The organism is Pseudomonas fluorescens (assembly GCF_001623525.1).
In the GTDB taxonomy this organism is placed as follows: domain Bacteria; phylum Pseudomonadota; class Gammaproteobacteria; order Pseudomonadales; family Pseudomonadaceae; genus Aquipseudomonas; species Aquipseudomonas fluorescens_Q.
Genome location: NZ_CP015225.1, coordinates 4,326,985 through 4,345,866, shown reverse-complemented (window position 1 = coordinate 4,345,866; position 18,882 = coordinate 4,326,985). Strand labels below are relative to the sequence as shown.

Annotated in this window: 20 protein-coding genes; 1 reads left to right on the top strand and 19 read right to left on the bottom strand. The window is 63.3% G+C overall.

Going from position 1 to position 18,882, the window contains the following annotated elements:
- Nucleotides 1–22: 22 nt before the first annotated feature.
- Entirely contained in the window at nt 23–982 is a 960-nt protein-coding gene (locus TK06_RS18660; RefSeq protein WP_063325180.1) for an alpha/beta fold hydrolase, read from the bottom strand.
- A 334-nt stretch (nt 983–1,316) separates the two neighbouring features.
- Here TK06_RS18660 and TK06_RS18655 point away from each other — a divergent pair, with 334 nt between their 5' ends.
- The gene (locus TK06_RS18655) at nt 1,317–1,949 is read left to right on the top strand and encodes a PAAR domain-containing protein (RefSeq protein ID WP_238992555.1); all 633 of its coding nucleotides are present in this window, start codon (nt 1,317–1,319) and stop codon (nt 1,947–1,949) included.
- Between the two features lie 75 nt (nt 1,950–2,024).
- Here TK06_RS18655 and TK06_RS18650 read toward each other — a convergent pair whose 3' ends face one another.
- The 18 genes from TK06_RS18650 to TK06_RS18565 form a co-directional block, all read right to left on the bottom strand.
- A complete protein-coding gene (locus TK06_RS18650; protein ID WP_063323280.1) occupies nt 2,025–2,471 on the bottom strand; it encodes a hypothetical protein in 447 nt (148 codons plus the stop codon).
- Nucleotides 2,472–2,513: 42 nt separating this feature from the next.
- Entirely contained in the window at nt 2,514–3,740 is a 1,227-nt protein-coding gene (locus TK06_RS18645; RefSeq protein WP_063323279.1) for a beta-ketoacyl-ACP synthase, read from the bottom strand.
- On the bottom strand, nt 3,740–4,468 hold the full coding sequence (fabG, locus tag TK06_RS18640; protein ID WP_003197011.1) for a 3-oxoacyl-ACP reductase FabG: 729 nt from the start codon (nt 4,466–4,468) through the stop codon (nt 3,740–3,742). Before fabG ends, TK06_RS18645 begins: the two co-directional genes overlap by 1 nt.
- Nucleotides 4,465–4,932: a hotdog family protein gene (locus TK06_RS18635; protein WP_063323278.1), complete on the bottom strand. Its 468-nt coding sequence runs from the start codon at nt 4,930–4,932 to the stop codon at nt 4,465–4,467. Before TK06_RS18635 ends, fabG begins: the two co-directional genes overlap by 4 nt.
- On the bottom strand, nt 4,929–6,125 hold the full coding sequence (locus tag TK06_RS18630; RefSeq protein WP_063323277.1) for a beta-ketoacyl-[acyl-carrier-protein] synthase family protein: 1,197 nt from the start codon (nt 6,123–6,125) through the stop codon (nt 4,929–4,931). Before TK06_RS18630 ends, TK06_RS18635 begins: the two co-directional genes overlap by 4 nt.
- Nucleotides 6,122–6,604 (bottom strand): DUF3261 domain-containing protein, encoded by a 483-nt coding sequence (locus TK06_RS18625; RefSeq protein ID WP_063323276.1) that lies wholly within the window; start codon nt 6,602–6,604, stop codon nt 6,122–6,124. Before TK06_RS18625 ends, TK06_RS18630 begins: the two co-directional genes overlap by 4 nt.
- Nucleotides 6,601–7,329, bottom strand: a complete 729-nt coding sequence (locus tag TK06_RS18620; protein WP_063323275.1) for a class I SAM-dependent methyltransferase — start codon at nt 7,327–7,329, stop codon at nt 6,601–6,603. Before TK06_RS18620 ends, TK06_RS18625 begins: the two co-directional genes overlap by 4 nt.
- A 10-nt stretch (nt 7,330–7,339) precedes the next feature.
- Nucleotides 7,340–8,587 (bottom strand): NAD(P)/FAD-dependent oxidoreductase, encoded by a 1,248-nt coding sequence (locus TK06_RS18615; protein ID WP_063323274.1) that lies wholly within the window; start codon nt 8,585–8,587, stop codon nt 7,340–7,342.
- Nucleotides 8,574–9,731, bottom strand: coding sequence for a hypothetical protein (locus tag TK06_RS18610; RefSeq protein ID WP_063323273.1), 1,158 nt, complete (start codon nt 9,729–9,731; stop codon nt 8,574–8,576). The genes TK06_RS18615 and TK06_RS18610 overlap by 14 nt, the downstream gene beginning before the upstream one ends.
- Nucleotides 9,728–12,067 carry an MMPL family transporter gene (locus tag TK06_RS18605; RefSeq protein WP_063323272.1) on the bottom strand — a complete coding sequence of 780 codons (2,340 nt, stop codon included), beginning with the start codon at nt 12,065–12,067 and terminating at the stop codon, nt 9,728–9,730. The genes TK06_RS18610 and TK06_RS18605 overlap by 4 nt, the downstream gene beginning before the upstream one ends.
- Entirely contained in the window at nt 12,051–12,644 is a 594-nt protein-coding gene (locus tag TK06_RS18600) for an outer membrane lipoprotein carrier protein LolA (protein ID WP_063323271.1), read from the bottom strand. Before TK06_RS18600 ends, TK06_RS18605 begins: the two co-directional genes overlap by 17 nt.
- Nucleotides 12,641–13,066, bottom strand: coding sequence for an acyl-CoA thioesterase (locus TK06_RS18595; RefSeq protein ID WP_063323270.1), 426 nt, complete (start codon nt 13,064–13,066; stop codon nt 12,641–12,643). Before TK06_RS18595 ends, TK06_RS18600 begins: the two co-directional genes overlap by 4 nt.
- Nucleotides 13,059–14,603 (bottom strand): HAL/PAL/TAL family ammonia-lyase, encoded by a 1,545-nt coding sequence (locus tag TK06_RS18590; RefSeq protein WP_063323269.1) that lies wholly within the window; start codon nt 14,601–14,603, stop codon nt 13,059–13,061. Before TK06_RS18590 ends, TK06_RS18595 begins: the two co-directional genes overlap by 8 nt.
- Nucleotides 14,584–15,528 carry a glycosyl transferase gene (locus TK06_RS18585; protein ID WP_063323268.1) on the bottom strand — a complete coding sequence of 315 codons (945 nt, stop codon included), beginning with the start codon at nt 15,526–15,528 and terminating at the stop codon, nt 14,584–14,586. Before TK06_RS18585 ends, TK06_RS18590 begins: the two co-directional genes overlap by 20 nt.
- Nucleotides 15,525–16,259 (bottom strand): glycosyltransferase family 2 protein, encoded by a 735-nt coding sequence (locus tag TK06_RS18580; RefSeq protein WP_063323267.1) that lies wholly within the window; start codon nt 16,257–16,259, stop codon nt 15,525–15,527. Before TK06_RS18580 ends, TK06_RS18585 begins: the two co-directional genes overlap by 4 nt.
- A 146-nt stretch (nt 16,260–16,405) precedes the next feature.
- Nucleotides 16,406–18,085 (bottom strand): acyl-CoA synthetase family protein, encoded by a 1,680-nt coding sequence (locus TK06_RS18575; RefSeq protein ID WP_063323266.1) that lies wholly within the window; start codon nt 18,083–18,085, stop codon nt 16,406–16,408.
- The gene (locus TK06_RS18570) at nt 18,082–18,627 is read right to left on the bottom strand and encodes a hypothetical protein (protein WP_063323265.1); all 546 of its coding nucleotides are present in this window, start codon (nt 18,625–18,627) and stop codon (nt 18,082–18,084) included. The genes TK06_RS18575 and TK06_RS18570 overlap by 4 nt, the downstream gene beginning before the upstream one ends.
- A complete protein-coding gene (locus TK06_RS18565) occupies nt 18,624–18,878 on the bottom strand; it encodes an acyl carrier protein (RefSeq protein ID WP_003197040.1) in 255 nt (84 codons plus the stop codon). Before TK06_RS18565 ends, TK06_RS18570 begins: the two co-directional genes overlap by 4 nt.
- Between the last annotated feature and the right edge of the window lie 4 nt (nt 18,879–18,882).

The following is an 18,882-nucleotide window of genomic DNA, read 5'->3' as shown; positions in this document are numbered from 1 at the left end:
CCTTGACGGGGCATGCTAACGGTCATGTTTTATCACGCAGAAATACCAGGATCGCCTCGCAGGTTGCCTGTGTTCTTTCTTCCAGTACCCAATGTCCGGTGTTGTGCAATATAAAAGAGTACGGTTGCGTGGTGATACATTTGACTTGCTCGGCCAGGGTACTTCCTCTCGAATGGTCCCCGCCGATAGTGAGCACAGGCACTGTCAGTTTATTGTTGGCGTATGCTTGATTATCACCCACATCATGCTCTATCCAGGCTGAATAAAGCTTGAAGGCTGCCTCCATGCGTCCGGGCTGGGAATAATCTTTCACCAAAGCCACACGCACCTCGTCCGGCATTGTGTCGTTGCCGGGGAATACAAAGTCGTCAAAAAACATGTCCAGGTAAGTTTTTTCCTGACCTTGGATCATGCTGAGAGCTGTCTTGCCAAAGAAGCGGAAATGCCACTTGCTGGCAATGCGGGCTTGCGGGTCTCCGTTATAAGCCGTTTCCCACCCTGGGATGCCAGGAATGAATCCGTCCATCAGGATAATACGTTTGGTTTCATCGGGATAAAGGGCTCCGTAGGCATAGGCAATCATTAAGCCCATGTCATGGCCGACAATATCAACCTGTTTGATATTCAGGTGGGTGACCAGCTCGTGCAGGTCATGCGCCATATTTTTTTTATCATAGCCGCTTTCTGAAATATCGGTTTCCCCAGCACCGCGATAATCAGGAACGATAGGCGTATAACCGGCACGCACCAATGGCCCCATCAATACCGTCCAATTGCGCCAGCTTCCCGGGAACCCATGCACCAGCAACACAGGGTTTGCGCCATCACCGCTTATAAGATAGTGCATGCGGATGCCGTTCACGTACACGTAGGCCCGTGTGAACGATGCCCCCCCTACAACGATATTTTGTTCTACAGAAGGCGATGTGGCCTGGTGTCGAGAAGATAAGGCGATGGCGCCCGACCAGGCTATTGTGTCCATCATTTTCTTGTCCATTTTGGGAGCCGAGTTAATTTCATGAGCTACGCCGTGCAGCTCATAAGTAACGGCGAACTGTTTATCGAGCGTTAACTTCTAAGGTGTTTTTAAGGCGTTTAGAGCTTGTGGTTTTCCGCATGTCATCGATACTGTCGAAGTTGACAGTTCCGACAAACGGCAATTGTTCCGATTGAGCCCCGGCAGAGCAGTTGCAGGTGAAAAAAAGCAGGGCGGAACTTGCACAGGACTTCTGTTGGCTGTAGGAAAAGTCACGTTTCTAGTTGCGATGTTTCCTATTCGCTCCAGATGCCCACGATGTTGGGGTTGCGATTCGCCTGTGTTGCAACGTTTTATTCATCATTCCGAATTGTCTGGCTCAGTGCTCTTTCCCGGCGGAAAGGGGACCCGCCTGAAGCCCGTGAATAAGGCCTTGGAAATGCACTCATCTTTGTACGCCCCCTACACCAACGAAGTCTCCTGTGACTATCTCCGTCATTTGGACGATCTGTACTTGGCGCAACAGCAACTCGATGGTGTTGACGAAAAAGTCATCACATTTATCAATCGACAAAAAGCATTCGTCAAAGCTCATCCCCCAATCGCTATTTACCGAGTGGCCACCGAGGGCAGCCAGACCCGTAACGGCGCAACGGTCCAGCAAGTGTCATCGTCGTTGACGTTCACCTTGGATAATGGCTGGAAAGTACGAGCCGCGCGGAAAGGTGACCAGGTTGTGTATGCCGATGGCAGTACCGCGCGGATCGTAACCGCCGCGGGGGCAGCCAACAGTCATATCGCCCTGGTCGGCAGCCGTTTGAGCAATGGCGACGAGATCATCAATACGCTTCAGAGACGTTTTCTGATCATCGTGCGTGAAGGCGTGCCGATGGCAGAAGACTTTTTGCCCGCTCTCAAACTGGCGGATGTTCATTACTTGCGCTCGGGTGAGGTGAAGGAGAACATCCAATGAGCGTACAGCATAGATCCACTGTGGGAGCGAGCTTGCTCGCGATTGCGGTGGATCGGTGCCACAGCCGTTCCGGGCTTATTGCACCTTCGCCAAATCTCCCTTCAACGCAACGCCCGCCATGATCGCGCCGGCGTGGCATTCATAGGTGGTCGGGTCCTTGCGTTCGTTGCTCTTGTAGAAGCTGACAATGTTGGTGACGGCGTTGGCGCCGGCGTTCTTGGCGGCTTGGTGCAGGCTGATCAGGGCCGATTGCAGCACCCATTCGCAGGCGACTTCATCGGACTTGTTGAACGCGTTGGTTTTCTTGTTGGTCACGGCACCCGGGCTGACGACGGTGACGTTGCCGGCCGGTTTATTGCCGGCCAGGTAGAACTTCACGCTGCCGTCGATCTTGCCGGTGCGGATGGCTTCGGCCACGACTTTGTCGAACGGCAGGAACAGCGCGGTATCACGGGCCTGGCTGAGGCTTGGCAGGGTGCTGAGCAAGAGGGCGGTGGTCACAGCGATTTTCTTCAACGACATCGTGGTCTCCTTGACGAGGGGCAACAGGGTTTTGAATCCGATTCAGTGCCAGCGGCGGAAAATCAGCGAGGTGTTGACCCCACCAAAGGCGAAGTTGTTGTTCATCACGTATTCGTTGCTCATCGACCTGAACTCGTTACGCAGGTAATCGAGCTTGCCGCATTGGGGATCAACCTCATCGAGGTTGAAGGTGTGCACGTAGAGGTCGCGGTTCATCATTTCGATGCTGAACCAAGACTCCAGCGCCCCGCAGGCACCCAGGGTATGGCCCAGGAAACTCTTCTGTGAGCTGATGGGCATGTGTTCGCCAAACAGGCTGCTGGTGGCCAGGGTTTCGGCAATGTCGCCCTGTTCGGTGGCGGTGCCGTGGCCGTTGACGTAGCCAATGGCTGAGGGACTGAGGCCTGCGTCTTCCAGGGCCAGTTCCATGGCTCGGCGCATGGTGACCAGTTCTGGGCGGGTGGCATGCTGGCCGTCGGCGTTGCTGCCAAAGCCGACAATTTCGGCATGGATCCGCGCACCGCGTGCCAGGGCATGTTCCAGTTCTTCGAGCACCAGCATGCCGGCGCCTTCGCCGATCACCAGGCCATCGCGGTCCTTGTCGTAGGGGCGCGGGCTGGTTTGCGGTGCTTCGTTTTTCAGGCTGGTGGCGTAGAGCGCATCGAACACCATCGCTTCGGTCGGGCACAACTCTTCGGCGCCACCGGCGAGCATCAATGGCAGGCGCCCGAACTTGATGGCCTCGTAGGCATAGCCGATGCCATGGCTGCCGCTGGTGCAGGCGCTGGAGGTGGGGATCAGGCGCCCGGTCAGGCCGAAGAAGATGCTGATATTGGCCGCCGTGGTGTGGGGCATCATCCGCACGTAGGAGTTGGCGTTCAGCCCTTCGGCCACGCTGTTGAGCAGCATGTTGCCAAAGGCCTTGATCTCGTCGGTGCTGCCGGTGGACGAACCGCAAGACACGCCCATGCGCCCGTCTGTGATCGACTCGTCGCCCAGCAGGCCGGCGTCGGCCAGGGCCTGTTCCGCCGACGCGACCGCCAGGCGCGAAACCCGGCCCATGCTGCGCAGTTGCTTGCGGGTCCAGTGGGCCGGGACCTGGAAGTCGTCGATGGGACCGGCCAGGCGGGTGTTCAGTTCGGTGAAACGGTCCCACTCATCCATGCGCCGGATGCCGCTGCGGTTGGCGGCGAAGTTGGCGGCGATGGTGTCCCAGTCGCTGCCGATGGAGGTGATGCCGGCCATGCCGGTAACGACGACGCGCTTCATCAGCACAAGCCTCCATTGACGGCCAGGACCTGCCGGGTGATGTAGCCGGCTTCGGCCGACATCAGGAAATTTACCGCACCCGCCACTTCTTCCGGGGTGCCCATGCGCTGGGCGGGGATCATTTTCATCAGTTCCTCCACCGGGACGTTTTCATCGAGCATGGCGGTATCGATCAGCCCGGGCGCGACGCAATTGACGGTGATCTTGCGCTTGCCCAACTCGATTGCCAACGCCTTGGCCGCGCCGATCAAACCAGCCTTCGACGCACTGTAGTTGACCTGGCCGCGATTGCCGATCAGCCCCGAAACCGAGGTGATGCAGACGATCCTTCCGGCGGCGCGACGACGGATCATCGGCATCATCACCGGGTGCAGCACGTTATAGAAACCGTCGAGGTTAGTGCGCATCACCACATCCCAGTCGTCTTCGCTAAGGGCTGGGAAGGCACCATCACGGGTCAGGCCGGCGTTGAGCACCACACCGTAATAGGCACCGTGGGTTTCGACATCGGCTTCGAGAATGGCCTTGCACGCGGCACGGTCGGCCACGTCGAATTGCAGCACCCGGGCGTTGCGGCCCAGGGCCTGGATTTGCGCCTGGACCGTCTCGGCCTCGGCGCGGCCGCTACGGCAGTGCAGCACGATGTCGTGCCCGGCCTGGGCCAGGCGCAGGGCGATGGCGCGGCCGATGCCACGGCTGGAGCCGGTGACCAGTACGGATTCAGTCATGACGGGTTTCCTGTTGCGGATGGTTCATGAAGGTAATGGGCGGCCTGGGGCGGACGGAATACGTTGAGCCGGGCCGTGGCATGGATGCCGGGGGCGTGGATGTGGCATTCGAACACGCCCATGCCGTTGTCGTCTTCCAGGGAGCGCACGCCGTGGATGGTCAGCTCGACGCCGACGGGAAAACACTCGACATTGCATTCGAACTTGCGGGTGCCGAGCAAAAAGCCCAGGGCCACGGCATCACCCCGTTGGCGTGCATGGCAACCGGCAAAGGCCGCGACGCTTTGCGCCATCAGCTCGATGCCGACCCAGGCCGGCAGCGTGCCATCGTCGCGGCTGAACAAGCCGCCGGGCTTGACGGTGGCGTGGGTATGGATCTGTTCGTCATCGAACGACAGGATCCGGTCGATGAGAATCATGTCGCCGGCATGAGGCAGCAGTTCGGCGAGCGGCCAGTCAATCATGGGGCGTCTCCGATAATCAGGCTGACGTTGTTGCCACCGAATGCAAATGAATTGCTCATCAGGCAGCGCGGGGTGGCCGGGCTCAGGTGGGTGCCGGCGGTGACCCAGTTCAGCGCCGGCAGGGCCGGATCGGCCTGGCCGTCCCAGACATGCGGCGGCAGGGCCAGGACGGTATTCTCCGAGCTCAGGGCCAACCAGCAGAACGCCGCTTCCAGCGCCCCTGCCGCGCCGAGGGTATGGCCGGTCATGGGCTTGGTGGACGAGCAGGGCACGCCCGCCGGAAACAGCCCGGCCACCGCCTGGCTTTCCATGGCGTCATTGTGCTGCGTGGCGGTGCCATGCAGGTTCAGGTAGTCGATCTGGCTGGCCTCGAGGCCGGCGCAACGCAGGGCTTTTTCCATGGCCTGGCGGGCGCCGCGACCACTGGGTTCAGGGGCGGAAATATGGTGGGCATCGGAACTGGCGCCGTCGCCGAGCAAGGCAATCGGTGTCCCGTCGCCTGGCGTCTTGCTCATGAGAAACAGCACGGCTGCTTCGCCAATGTTGATGCCGCTGCGGTTCACCGAAAACGGATTGCAGCGTTCGTTCGACACCGCTTCCAGGGCCGAAAAACCGTTGAGGGTCAGTTTGCACAGGCTGTCCACGCCACCGCACAGCACGGCATCGCACAGGCCCAGGTCCAGCAGGCGCCGGGCGCTCATCAAGGCGCGGGCGCTGGAGGTGCAGGCCGTGGAAATCACGTAGGACGGGCCGCTCAGGCCGAGCCAGTCGGAAAGAAAGTTGGCCGGCGCGCTGAGTTCCTGTTGCTGGTAGTCGTAGCCGTCGGGGAAGTGTTGCTCGCGCAGGTAATGGGCAATGCCCTGGCTGGCCTCGTCGATCCCCGAAGTGCTGGTGCCCAACACGATGCCGATGCGGGCGCGACCGTAGGCCTGGATGGCCTGGTCGATCTCGGCGCGAATCTGCAGCCCGGCTTCCAACAGCAGTTGATTGTTGCGGCTGCGGTGCGCCAACAGGGTTGGGGGGATGGGGGCGAGTTCACCCGGCACCGCGGCAACCGGCAACGCACGTTCGGCGACCCAGCCGTCCTTGATACGCACGCCCGAGCAGTCGCCGGCAAACAGGTTGCGCGCGACGCTGGGCTTGTCGCGGCCCAGGGCACAGATCACCCCGAGGGCATTCAAATAGGCGGTCATGGGGCGTTCTCGGTCAACGGTGTGATGCGGTAGCGGGGGCCCTGGGGCAGGCTCATCTCAAAATCCAGCGGCTGCGTGTAGCGCACCTGCCAGCGACTATCGAGGGTCCGTTGCGACGCCTGTTGCCGGGCGGCCGGGTAGTTGTCCGGCAGTTCGGCTTCGGGGGTCAGGGCGAACAACAGCGCGGCGAACAACTCCCGGGCCTCGGCATTGGGCGGCAGCAGACCGTCGGCCTGCCACTGACCTGCGACCAGGCGCTGGCGGGCCACGGGAATGCCCAGCGGGTCCATCATCGACCAACGGATGCCGGTGTCTTCGCGCTGGATCACCAGCAACCAGTCCTGGCGTTGGCCGACCAGGGTCCGCTCGATGTGCAGTTGCATCGGCAAGGCCAGGGTTGGCGTGCGCTCGGGCAGCGGCGCATGGCTGGCGCAGGCACTGAGCAGCAACAGGCAGCCGATAAGCAGGGCTCGAATCATCCGATGGCCCCTTCGACGGGCTTGCGCGCCACCACATTGACCAGGGTTTCCTCTCGCTCGCCGAACGGTTTGGCCCGGCGCAGGCCAAAACGCTCCAGCAAGCCGAAGTCCTTGGCGCGGCTCCACCACAGGTACGGATAGGACACGTTGCGGGCTTCGAACTGGAAACCCTGCCCACGGATCATCTCCAGGTACTGCGCGGCACTTTTCTGCACGTGCATGGGATGGCGGAACAGCCAGCGGATCACCCAGGTATCGATGTAGGCCTCGGTGGATTCGGCGAACATCAGGTAACCACCAGGCTTGAGTACGCGGTAGAACTCGGCGAGGGCTTTTTCCTGCTCCACCAGGTGATGGAAGGTCTGGTGGCAGAACAGCAGGTCGACGCTGGCATCCGGCACTGCCAATGTCGCGCAGTCGCTGCCGATCAGCTCCACGGTCATGCCCTGGCGCGCGGCCTCCTCCCGGCTCAGGTCCAGGCTGTGGGGGTCGGCATCCACGCCGATCAGGTGGTGTGGCGCGAACACCTGGCGCAGGTACTGGAATGATTTGCCCTGGCCGCAGCCGGCATCCAGCAGTACCGGGTTGCTCGGCAGCGGGGTGCTGAACAGGCTGCGCAGGTCGTTGATCGCCACGCGCAACACATGGTGCTGCCAGGTGTGGCTGCGCAGGAACCAGAAACCGAAGCGGGTTTCTTCGACGTAGTTGTCGCTCAAGTAGCTCATGGTTGCTGACTCATGGCGCCGGGCTCGCGCAGATTTCCGAGAGCATGCGCAGGCGCCGCTTGGGTTCGCTGACGAACGGGTTGCGCTGATCCCAAGCGTAGCCGGCCAGGATCGAGCTGATCATGCGGCGGATGTCGTCCGAGCCTTCGGTGTAGAAAATCACGTCCTGGAAGGTGCCGGCGTACCAGCCCTCGACATAGCAGCGGAAGGTGTCGACGCCGCGCTTGAGCGGCTCGGCGAACTCGCTTTGCCAATCCACGCTCTCACCTTGCAACTGACGGTGGAGCACGTCGGCGGCCATGCTCGCCGAACGCATGGCAATGGTCACGCCGGAGGAGAACACCGGGTCGAGAAATTCCGCAGCGTTGCCCAGCAGGGCGAAGCCTGGGCCGTGCAGGGTCTTGACGTTGGCCGAGTAGCCGCCGATGGTCCGCGCCGGGGTGTCCCACACGGCATTCTTCAACACGCCGGCCAGGCTTGGGGTTTCGTCGATGAAACCGCGCAGGCAGGCATCGAGATCGTCGGTGCGGCCGGCGAAATGTTCCGCCGCCGCGACCACGCCCACCGAGCAGCGCCCGCCGCTGAACGGAATGGTCCAGAACCACACGTCGCGCTTGCTCGGGTGGGTGGTGATCAGAATCTTTTCTCGATCGAACGCTGGGGCGTCGATGCGATCCTCGATGTGCGTGAACACTGCTTGGCGCACCGGGAAATTCGACGGGGCTTCGAGGTCCAGCAGGCGCGGCAGGACTCGGCCATAGCCGCTGGCATCGAGCACGAAGTCGGCCTCGACACAGTACTCGCTGCCATCTTCGCGCTGCACGCCCAGTTGTGGTTTGGCGAGGCTGAAGTCGGCGCTGGTGATCGCTTGGCCGTAGCGGATCTCCACGCCTTGCAGGGCGGCCTGGTCGGCCAGCAACTTGTCGAAGTCGGCGCGTTGCACCTGGAAGGTCGTGGGCTTGCCGTTGCTGAAGGTATCGCCGAAATCGAAGGCGCTGTAGCGCTCGCCCCAGGCAAACGCGGCGCCGTTCTTGCGCTGGAACCCGGCGGCATTCACCGCGTCGAGCATGCCGGCTTCTTCGACGAAATCCAGGCAATGGGACAACAGGCTCTCACCGATGGAGAACCGGGGGAAATGCTGGCGCTCGATGACCAGCACCTCATGGCCCTTGCGCTTGAGCAGCGCGGCGGCGATGGCGCCGGAAGGGCCTGCGCCAATGATGACGACCTGTCGACGTTCCATTTCAACTGTTGGCACTGGAGCTCCTGGCCGGGACGGCAATCGAGGGAATACTGTGCAAACCGGTCACGGCCGGCAGCAATGTGGCGATCAGCCCCATCAGCATCAGCGTGAAATACAACGCGGGGCTGATGAGCTGTTGTTGCAAGAGCAGATTGAGGAACACGATTTCACTCAAGCCGCGAATGTTCAGCAGGATACTTTCGCGCCAGCGACTGGCGCCGGCGAATGACGCGGCGGCCCAACCCAGGCCCAGCCAGTTGCCCAATAGTTTGCTGGCAATGGGCAACAGCAGCAACGCCGTCAATTGCACCCAGTCGAGGCTGCTCATGGCGCTGTGGACGTCGATCTGCACAATGCCGAACGTGAGAATCAGCGGGATCGCCAGGTACGTCTGCAAACCCTGCATCCAGGCGATATTGAACGGCAGCCTCAAGGGCACTTTGAGCGCGGCCATGCACAGCAGATAGCCGATGCCGACGATCAGTGCATTGAGCCGGTAGTGTTCGGCCACCACCAGCAGGGCAAAAAACACGCCGCTGTACAGCAACGGCTGGCGCAGGCCAACCAGGCGCAACAGCAGCGGCACGCAGGCGCCGGCCATCGGCAACAGCAGGCTGCCCAGGTGGAGACTGCCCTGGGCCAGGCCGAACAGGCTCCAGCAGGCCAGGTCGATCAGGATCGCCGTTTGCACCAGTCGCCGAGTGGCGGCGGGTGGGTAATCGATGTGACGCAGATACAGATACAGCACAGGGATCGCTGTGATCGCAAACAGCAGTCCCACCGCCAGGGAGCTGATCCAGGGCTGGGGCGGCAGCAACCAGAACGCTGTCGCCAGACCGCAGGCGAACGGAACGACGAAGCTTGGCAGGGCGATTTTCACGCTCTGGCGGTCCAGGCGCAGGTCGATCACGTCGCTGAGGATATGCCCCAGCAACAGCGCGAACGCGAGGCTGTAGAGGTTCTTCAGCCACACCGGCGACACCAATTGCGCGCCGCTGAGCTGCCAGCCCGGCTCGATCCAGAAATACATCAGCAGCGGCAGGCCGAAGGTCGCCAGCAACAACTGGCTGACAATCGGGATCAACCCGAAGCGAGCGCCCAGGCGTGTGGCAACTGCGAACAGCCCCAGGGCCATGAGCCAGAACAGCAGGGTCATCATTGGGCGGGCTCCGCGACCGTCGCCGCGTGGGCTTGTTGTCCGGCCCAGGGCGCCAACATGAAGCTGAAGGCCAGCCCCAGGCTCACCGCCAGGCCGAAGTTACTCACCGCCGGTGTGCTGGACAGCGCCAGCAGGCCGAACGACAGCCAGGTGGTGACCGCCGCCAGGAACGTGCCCAGCAGGCTCACGGCGGCACCGCCGATCTGTTCGCGCATCAGGATCGCGTAGTCGACGCCGATGGCCGTCACCAGCAACAGGCCGAACAGGCTGAACAAGGTCAGTGGCTGCCCCAGCCAGCCGAGGCTCGCCAGGCTGCACAGCGCAGCCAGCAGCGGCAGTGCCACGATGCGCAAGGCGCCGCCGACGCCAAACGGCCAGATCAGCACCAGCACAATCAGCACGCAGGAGGCCAGTTTCAACTCGGCGGCGCTGACCTGCGTGGCGGCGAAGACCCGGTTCAGGTCGCCCAGGCGATCCACCAGTTGTACGCCTGGCAGATCCACCGCCTGTATCCGCAGCAGCGCCGCATCGTTCAAACCTTGCAAGCTGACCACCGCCGCGACGCCTTGCGCTGTTGGTCCGAGCCAGAGTGTGCGATACGGCTCGGCCAGCGGACCTGCCAGTGCGGCGTCAATGTCGGTCACCGGCAGGGCCTGTAATTGCGCCAGTTCCGCTTGCAGCGCAGCGACCGGGACGCCCAGGTCCAGTAGCGGTTGCCAGACGGCTGGCAAGCGCCCCAGGGCCTCACGCACTTTCTGTTGTTCGGCGGGTGGGCTGACCAGTTGGTTCAGCGACAGGTAGCCCTGGAGCTTTTCCAGGCCGATCAACTGATCCAGCCGCTCGTTGAGGGCGGTCTGGCGCTCCAGCAGTTGGGATTGATCGTCGGCGCGGATCAGGAAGAACTGGCTGGTGGGCTGGAAACCGGTGATGCGCGCGATGTCGCGGGCTTCGTCGGTCAGGTGCTGGGGCGTGCCGATCCACTGGCGGATGTCGTTTTTCGGGGTCAGGTGCCAGAGCCCACCCGCGCAGAACATCAGCAACAACATCAGCAGGGCCGGCGTGCGTACCCGTTTCAGCAGGGCTTCGCGGGCCTTGAGCAGGTATTGGCAGACTTGGAGCGGCCATTGGGCGGGACGCAACTCTGCGCCCTTGAGCAGCGCCGGTAGCAGGCAGACGGCGCTCAGGTAAGCGCCGACCAGGCCAGCGGCGGAAAATATCGCGATCTGGGTCAGGGCCGGAAAGGGCGTCCAGGCCAGGGCCAGGTAGCCAATACAGGTAGTCACAAGGCTCAGGCTCAGCCCCGGCAGGGTCAGACGCAAGGCCGGCCAGCTGCGCCATGGCTTCAGGCTCCAGCTCTTGGACAGGTAGTGCAGCGGGTAATCCACGGCCACGCCAATCAGGCTGGAACCCAGGACCAGGGTCATGACATGCATGCGGCCAAACAAGGCCACGCAGGCCACCGCGCCGAACAGCACGCCCACCAGCACCGGCACGAACGCCAGCCACACTCGCAGGCGCCGGAAGGCCAGCAACAGCAACAGCAAGATGCCGACGGTCGCGCCACCGCCGACCCAGGTGATTTCCCGCGACGCCTGTTGCTGGCCGCTGGCGGCGTACAGCAGGCCGCTCGCCGCCAGCAGTTGACCTTGGGCCTGGCTCGCCTGGTCGCGGCTGCGTTGCAGCAGCTCGGCCACTTGCAGCGGCAGGTTCATGTCGAAGGCGTTGCCCTGGGCGCGGGCCCGCAGCATCACCCAGCTTTTACCGTCGGCATCGGCGACCAACGCACCGCTGCCGATGTCGAATTTGATCGCGCCGCGTTGTGGCTGGCTGTTCTGGATGCGCCCGGTCAGGCCCAGCCAGTCGTCCTGGTTCGGCACCAGGCTGAAGCCGCTGAACGGGTCGAACAGGGCCTGCACCCGTTGTTGGATGAACGCCTGGGGCTGCTCGATCAATTGCTGCCGGTCCGCCGCCGAGAGCATCGCCAGCCGCCCGTTGAGCAATTGCGTGCGCAGCGCCGGCAAGTCGGCCTGCAACGTCCACTGCACCTTGTCGAACAGACCGCTGGCCTGCCATTGCTCGCCGAGGGTTTGCGCCAAGGCGATGGCCTGCTGGCGATCGGTGTGGCCGACCAGTACCAGCATCTCGCGATTGAGCGGCTCCTGCATGCGTTGTTCGGCGATCAGTTCCAGGGCATCGGGCGACGTGCCCGGCACCAGCTCCATGAGATTGGCCGACAACGGCGCGCCGTTGCGCCATTGCCAACCGGCGAGCGCCAGCACCGCCAGCAGCAGGATCAGGAACAGCCGGGGCAGCATCCGTTCACTCGGCAAAATCATGTTGCTCCGCTTCGCTCAAGGGTTGTGCGCTGTTGCTGTCCTGCATGCGTAGCACGGTACTGTCGCCTTGGGTTTCCAGCAGTTCGATGCGCTGCACCAGTTCGCCGCCGTCGATGTTGATCTGGTTGAAAACCTGCTTGAGCAGCACCGAGCGCGGGGTCAGGGTGAGCTTCCATTGTTGCGGCTCGCCCGACAGGCTCAGTTCGAAATCCCGTTGCAGGCCTGTGCTGTCTCCCTGCAATACCGCCAGGAACAAGCGGTTCTGCTCGGCGCCGGCGCTCTTGTTCGGCAGCATCTGCCAGGCGTTGCCATCCCGCCGGGCGATGCCCTGGGCGGTGATGCGGTAGTCCTGTTGCAGCGGGGTTTGCAGCAGCCACAGCAGTCCATGGTTTTTCGCCAGCACGAAGCGTCCCTTGCTGGTGAGGGGCTGGGGCAGGGCGCGCAGGTGTTTTTCCTGGATAAACTGCCCGTGGATCACTTCCGGGCGGGCCAGTTGGTCGCTCAACTGTTGCAAGTCGAACGCCTGGGCCAGGGGTGCCAGGCAGCACAGCAACAGCCAGACTGACAGGCGCTTCATGGCAGTTTCCTTTCCACGGCTTCGACAAAGACCCGGGGCGAGGCCAGCAGCATTTCGCGACTGGCGAGGTCCACGGCCACTTGCACCGAACTGGCACGGGTCAAGCGCTCGCCCGTGGTTGCGTCGCTGATCAGGTAATTGATCTTCAGCCGGTTTTCCCACTCCACCAGACTGGCACGCACGGTCAGGGCCTGGCCGAACACGGCGCTGCGCACGTAGCGCAGTTGCAGGTCGATGATCGGCCATGCGTGGCCGGATTCGAGCATGTCGTTGTAGTTGTGGCCGATCAGGTCGAGCAAGGCGCAGCGGGCCACTTCCAGATATTTGATGTAGTGGCCGTGCCAGACCACGTTCATCGAATCGACATCGAAGAACGGCACCACGATGTGTGTGTCGACGTGCAAAACACCTTGGCTACGCATGCAGCCTCCAGTGTTGCTCGGCGATGCGTTGCAAGCACAGGCGCAGTTCGCCTTCCAGGGCGCGGTCTTCGATGACTGGGGCGAAATCCTCGGCCAGTTGCTCGTGCATGGCGGCCAGGGCCGGCGGCAGTGGGCGGGCGTCTTCGGCGCGGCTGCGCAGCCATACGCCCTGGTTGGCGGCCAGCAAGGTCGCGGCGGCGACTTGTTCGGTCAGCTCCAGTACGCGGATGGCGTCCCGGGCGGCGATGGTGCCCATGCTCACCTTGTCCTGGTTGTGACACTCGGTGGAGCGCGAGAACACACTGGCCGGCATGGTGTTTTTCAGGGCTTCGGCGGTCCAGGCGCTGGTGCCGATCTGCACGGCCTTGAAGCCATGGTTGAGCATCGCTCGGTCGGCGCTGGCGCCGGACAGGTTGCTCGGCAGGCCATGGTTGTAACGCTCGTCCACTAGCAGCGCGAGCTGGCGATCCAGCAAGTCGGCGACGTTGGCCACCAGGTTTTTCAGGCTGTCCATGGCGAAGGCGATATGCCCGCCGTAGAAATGCCCGCCGTGCAGTACGCGCTCGGCTTCGGCGTCGATGATCGGGTTGTCGTTGGCACTGTTGAGTTCGGTTTCGATGAACGCGCGCAGCCAGCCCAGGCTGTCGGCCAATACCCCAAGCACATGGGGCGCGCAGCGCAGGGAGTAGCGATCCTGGAGGCGATGCAACGGCGCGGTCGGCGCGTCGATGGCCAGGTCCTTGCGCAGCCACGCGGCGACTTGCATCTGTCCCGGGTGCGGCTTTGCGGCGAACAGGCGCTCGTCGAAATGTTCCGGGTTGCCCTGCAGGGCGACGACGTTCAGCGCAGTGATGCGGGTTGCCAGTTGCAACAGGTAATCGGCCCGGGCGAAGGCCAGGCAGGCCAGGCCGGTCATCACGGCGGTGCCGTTCATCAGCGCCAGGGCTTCCTTGGGCCGCAGCACCAGCGGGGTCCAGCCCAATTCGCGGTGCACATCGGCGGCCAATCGCCGTTCGCCACGGAACATCACTTCCCGTTCGCCGGACAGCGTGGCGGCGACGTAGGACAGCGGCGTCAGGTCGCCACTGGCGCCCACAGAGCCTTCTTCCGGAATCAACGGCAGGATGTCGTGTTCAAGAAAGGCCTGCAGGCGTTCCAGCAGTTCCACCCGCACCCCGGACACGCCGTGGCACAGCGACTGCAGACGCGCCGCCAGCACCGCACGGGTGGCCTGGGCGTCGAGCAGCTTGCCCAGGCCGCAGCCGTGGAACGTATACAGGTGACGCGGCAGGGCCTCGACGTGGTGCAACGGCACGGCCACCACGCAGGAGTCGCCGTAACCGGTGGTCACGCCGTAGATAACGCCTTCCTTGTCCAGCAAGGAATCGAGGAATTGCGCACCCTTGGCGATGCGCTGGCGGAACGCCGGGTCATCCTGCAACTGCGTCGGTGCCTGACGGTTGGCCAGGGCCAGCACATCTTCGATGCGCAAAGGGCGTTCGCCGAAGGTTACCGGCTCAAGAGTGGGCATCGTCATCGGTCTTCCAGAAAGGGTAAAAGTTGAACCACTGTTGGGGGGCCTGGAGGCAGTATTGCGCCAGGCGCTCGGCGTAGCGGCCAGCCCAGTGGGCAATCACTTGCTCGCGGTCGTTGCGTTTCCACACCACGGCATCGGCGAAGGGTTCGAGGGTGACGCGATAGCGCCCCTCGTGCTTGAGGCACATCAGCAGGTTGACCGGGCATTTCAGCAGGCCGGCCAGCAGCCAGGGGCCCTGGGGAAAAGCGGCCGGCTGACCCATGAAGTCCACAGTCACGCTGCGCCCGCCGTGCAGCGGTACGCGGTCGCCGGCAATTGCCAGCCACTCGCCGCGCTCCAGGCGTTCGCTCAACTGCAACATGATCACCGGGTCCAGCTCGCTGACCTGGATCAGCCGCAGGTGCGTGGCACCGGCTTCGCCCAGCAAGCGGTTGAACTGCTCGGCGTGCTTGGTGTGCACCAGCACGTTCATGGTGACTTTCTCGCCCAGCTCGGCCAGGGCCCGGCACATTTCCAGGTTGCCCAGGTGAGCGCCCACCAGCATTTGCCCGCGGGTGTCTCGCAAGTGATTGCGCAGCAGTGCCTTATCGACGATTTCGATCTGGTCGATGCTCAGCTTGCCGTTCCAGACGTCGAGCTTGTCCAGCAGGGAGTCGGCAAACGCCATGAACTGGCCGAACACCCGCCAGTGGCTCGGGTGCAGCTCGGGACGTGCGCTCCAGTCGGTCAGGCGCTGCTGATATTGCCAGGCCGCCTGGCGCGCGCTGCGGCCGAAAATGAAGAAGTACAGGACGATGCCGTACAGCACCGGAGTCAGCAAGCGCCGGCCTAGCACTTTGGCAGCGACTGCGGTGAGTTTCATCAGCCAGAAACTGCCGCGCTCCTGGCGGTCGGCCCAGTGTTGCTTGTCTTCCTGAGGGCTCATGCTCGCCACCGTCGCCAGAGAATCAGGGGAAAGCGCACGAGCATGCCGAAGAACAACCGGGTGTGCATGCTGGAAATCAGCACGTTGTCGTGGAACAGGCGAAAGTGCGAGACCCCGTCCTGGGGGTAATGGACCCGCGTGTGCAGCCAGCGCATCGGCTGATTGCGCCAGGCCAGGCGCACGAGAATGTCCGAATCGAAATCCATGCGCTTGCCGATATTGGCCGAGTCGATCAGCGCCAGGGTCGGTGTCAGGGGATAGACCCGAAAGCCGCACATGGAATCGCGGATTTGCAAGGATAGGCTGTTGATCCAGACCATCACGTGGGTCAGGTAGCGCGCGTACAGGCGACCTTTCGGCACACTGGCGTCGTAGCGCGGATAACCACAGATCACCGCGTCCGGGTGGGCACGGGATTGTTCGATGAAGGCTTTCACGTCGCCAAGGTCGTGCTGCCCGTCGGCGTCCACCTGCAAGGCGTGGCTGAAACCCAGGCGCGAAGCCTCGCGCAGGCCAGTCATCACCGCGCCGCCCTTGCCCTCGTTGACGGCTAGCCTGACCAGATGAACCCGCTCGCCCTCTGCCAGCCGGTCGAGCACGGCGGCACACGCCGGGCTGCTGGCGTCATCCACCAGCACGCAGGGCAGTCCGTTGGCGAGCAACGCCTGGACCACCGCCGAGATGGCGGTTTCGTGGTTGTAGACCGGGATGACGGCGCAGGGGTTATGCATGCGGCATGTCTCGGTGGCTAAGGTGCACTTTGTGGCGAGGGAGCTTGCTCCCGCTCGAGTGCGAAGCACTCGCTCTTGTAGCACCAGGGGCTGCTTCGCAGCCCAGCGGGAGCAAGCTCCCTCGCCACAGTGATCTGTGCAGATGCCTAGGCATTGTTTTCCCCCAATACAATCCGCCCGCTGGAGCAGGCCGCCGTGTCATTGCGGTAGGCGAAGTACAGCTTGCCGCGCTCGCGGTCGAAGCGCAGGTGCAATTGGATGTCATCGCCCGGGCGCACCAGTTGCTGGAATTTCAGCACTTCCATGCCGACGAACCGAGGCGGCAGGTCCAGCAGTTGGCGCCCCAGGCTCAAGGCCCAATCGACTTGCACCACGCCCGGCAGTACCGGCGCGGTGGGGAAGTGGCCGCTGAAGTACGCCAGATCGGGCGGCACGACCAGTTGCAGGCTCCACTCACCATCGGTTTCGACTTGCGCCAACACGTCGGGGGCCTTGGGGCGTGGCGCCATCAGCAGCGCCTCGACCTCGGCCTGGGGCAGCTTGCCCTGGGCGTTGAGCGGCAACTGCCGCAGCCAGCGCCAGCGCCGTGGCAGGGCGAGGGTTTCGCAATGTTCGCTCAGGTGCCGGCGCAGGCCCTCGGTCACGGCGCGCCGACCCTGGTTGCGCAAGGCGCCCAGGCCGGCATCGCTCAACACCAGTAGCGCGCCAAGGGAGGCGCGATTCTCCTGCACCACGCCCAGTCGCGCTTCGCTGACCCAGTCGTGGGTCACCAACGCGTGTTCCAGCATGGGCAGGGAGATGCGTTTCTCTTCTAGCTTGACGATACGGTCCAGTCGCCCGAGTAGCTCGAAACGGCCGTCTTCGGCGATCCGCGCCGCGTCGGCGGTGTGTTCCACATGCCCAACCGGCAGATAGGGCGATGCGATCAGCAAGGCGCCGTCGCTGTCCTGGCTCAGCTCGACGCCGGCAAAGGGCTGCCACAATCCGCCACCTTGGCGCCAGGCAATGCCGCCTGTTTCCGAGCTGCCGAAAATTTCCGTGGGCCATTGCCCCAGGCGCTGCTGCAAGCTTTGCACTGCCTCGGGGGGCAAGGCGCCGCCAGAGGAGAACACCCGGCGCACGCTGCTCAGGGCTGGCCAATCGAGGTTATCGCCCATGCGCTTGAGCAGCGCCGGGCTGGCGACCCAGGCGAAGGCCAGTTGCTCACGGCTGGCACGTTGCAGGTCTTCCGGGAAGGCCAGTTGCCGACGCACGAACGCACGCCCGGCGCACAGCGGCCACAGCACCCGGAACAGCAACCCGTAGATGTGCTGGGTAGCAACGCTGCCGATCATGCAGGCCGGGCCCAGGTCGGCGCCCCACAGGTGTTCCAGGGCCTGGACCTCGTTGCTTAACTGGCGCAGGGTTTTCTCGATGCGCTTGGGCTCGCCGCTGGAGCCCGAGGTGCACAGGCTCAGCCAGCAGTGATCGAGGTCCAGTTCGGCGGCGTCCATCGGCGCTTGTTGCAGGTCGCCGGGATGTGCATCGCCGGGCTGGTCGGTCAGCCACAGATCCACGTCCGCCGCCCAACGCTGACGTGTCTGCGCTTGCAGGTCGGCGGGCAGCAGGACCCGGACCCCGGCGCGCCAGGCACCAAGCAGGGCGACGGCCAGGTCGGCGGCATCTTCCAGGTGCACCGCCACATGCCGCACCCCCCGAGCTTGCAGGCCGGCCGCCAGGCGCAACGCCGCGTCCCGCAGTTGCGAGTGATTCAGCGCCGGATCGACCGCAACGGTGCGTTCCGGCTGAGTCTTGAGCAGCATCTGCTCAAGCGTTATCCAATTCATGGGCGGCCTCTTACCCGTTGTCGTATGAGCCATTCAATGGCAAACAGCAGCCCCATCAATCCGTAGGAAATCAGGCCGGTGTACAACATCCACCAGCTCAGCGGCGCCCAGAGGGTGAGGGCGGCGGCGAGCAAACCGTTACACAGGAAAAACACACTCCAGGCCACCGTGACCTGGCGCGTATACACCACCGCCTTGGCCGGCAACTGCGGTTCGCGCAGGCGGGCCAGGCGTTCGATCATTGGCGGGCCGTATTTCAGGCTCAGCACGAACAGCCCAAGCATGAACGCGCTGATCAGCACCGGGTACCAGCGCAGCAGGAGCGGGCTGTCGAACAGCGCGAGCAATATGCAAAACACGATCGCCGTGGCCGCCATCCAGCGGCTGCCGGCCCCGCCTGTGCCAAGCAACGCCCGGGCCAGCCACAGGCTGCCCAGCAGCAGTCCGAACTGCCACGGGGCAAAGTGCTCCATGCCGAAATACACCGCAAAGGGGTAGAGCAGGCCCGCCAGCAGCAGGCCAAGGCCAATCAGCCGGGTCATGCGGCCGGTTGGACCAGTCGATAAACCGCCTCGACCACGTCATTGACGGTGCGCACCGACTTGAATTCTTCGGCGGCGATTTTCTTGCCGGTCTGACGCTTGATATGGTCGATCAGGTCGACCGCATCGATGCTGTCGATTTCCAGGTCCTGGTACAGGTTCGATTCCAACGTCACACGCTCAGGGTCCAGCTCGAAAAGCTCGACCAGAGCATCGCGCAGGGTGTGGAAAATATCGTCACGAGTTTGCATGGTC

Coding starts and splice junctions, on each gene's coding strand:
- TK06_RS18605 (WP_063323272.1), bottom strand. CDS start 12,067: ATGATTTTGCCGAGTGAACGGATGCTGCCCCGGCTGTTCCTGATCCTG.
- TK06_RS18625 (WP_063323276.1), bottom strand. CDS start 6,604: ATGATTCGAGCCCTGCTTATCGGCTGCCTGTTGCTGCTCAGTGCCTGC.
- TK06_RS18600 (WP_063323271.1), bottom strand. CDS start 12,644: ATGAAGCGCCTGTCAGTCTGGCTGTTGCTGTGCTGCCTGGCACCCCTG.
- TK06_RS18565 (WP_003197040.1), bottom strand. CDS start 18,878: ATGCAAACTCGTGACGATATTTTCCACACCCTGCGCGATGCTCTGGTC.
- TK06_RS18650 (WP_063323280.1), bottom strand. CDS start 2,471: ATGTCGTTGAAGAAAATCGCTGTGACCACCGCCCTCTTGCTCAGCACC.
- TK06_RS18660 (WP_063325180.1), bottom strand. CDS start 982: ATGGACACAATAGCCTGGTCGGGCGCCATCGCCTTATCTTCTCGACAC.
- TK06_RS18610 (WP_063323273.1), bottom strand. CDS start 9,731: ATGATGACCCTGCTGTTCTGGCTCATGGCCCTGGGGCTGTTCGCAGTT.
- TK06_RS18570 (WP_063323265.1), bottom strand. CDS start 18,627: ATGACCCGGCTGATTGGCCTTGGCCTGCTGCTGGCGGGCCTGCTCTAC.
- TK06_RS18645 (WP_063323279.1), bottom strand. CDS start 3,740: ATGAAGCGCGTCGTCGTTACCGGCATGGCCGGCATCACCTCCATCGGC.
- TK06_RS18595 (WP_063323270.1), bottom strand. CDS start 13,066: ATGCGTAGCCAAGGTGTTTTGCACGTCGACACACACATCGTGGTGCCG.
- fabG (WP_003197011.1), bottom strand. CDS start 4,468: ATGACTGAATCCGTACTGGTCACCGGCTCCAGCCGTGGCATCGGCCGC.
- TK06_RS18635 (WP_063323278.1), bottom strand. CDS start 4,932: ATGATTGACTGGCCGCTCGCCGAACTGCTGCCTCATGCCGGCGACATG.
- TK06_RS18620 (WP_063323275.1), bottom strand. CDS start 7,329: ATGAGCTACTTGAGCGACAACTACGTCGAAGAAACCCGCTTCGGTTTC.
- TK06_RS18630 (WP_063323277.1), bottom strand. CDS start 6,125: ATGACCGCCTATTTGAATGCCCTCGGGGTGATCTGTGCCCTGGGCCGC.
- TK06_RS18580 (WP_063323267.1), bottom strand. CDS start 16,259: ATGCATAACCCCTGCGCCGTCATCCCGGTCTACAACCACGAAACCGCC.
- TK06_RS18590 (WP_063323269.1), bottom strand. CDS start 14,603: ATGACGATGCCCACTCTTGAGCCGGTAACCTTCGGCGAACGCCCTTTG.
- TK06_RS18585 (WP_063323268.1), bottom strand. CDS start 15,528: ATGAGCCCTCAGGAAGACAAGCAACACTGGGCCGACCGCCAGGAGCGC.
- TK06_RS18575 (WP_063323266.1), bottom strand. CDS start 18,085: ATGAATTGGATAACGCTTGAGCAGATGCTGCTCAAGACTCAGCCGGAA.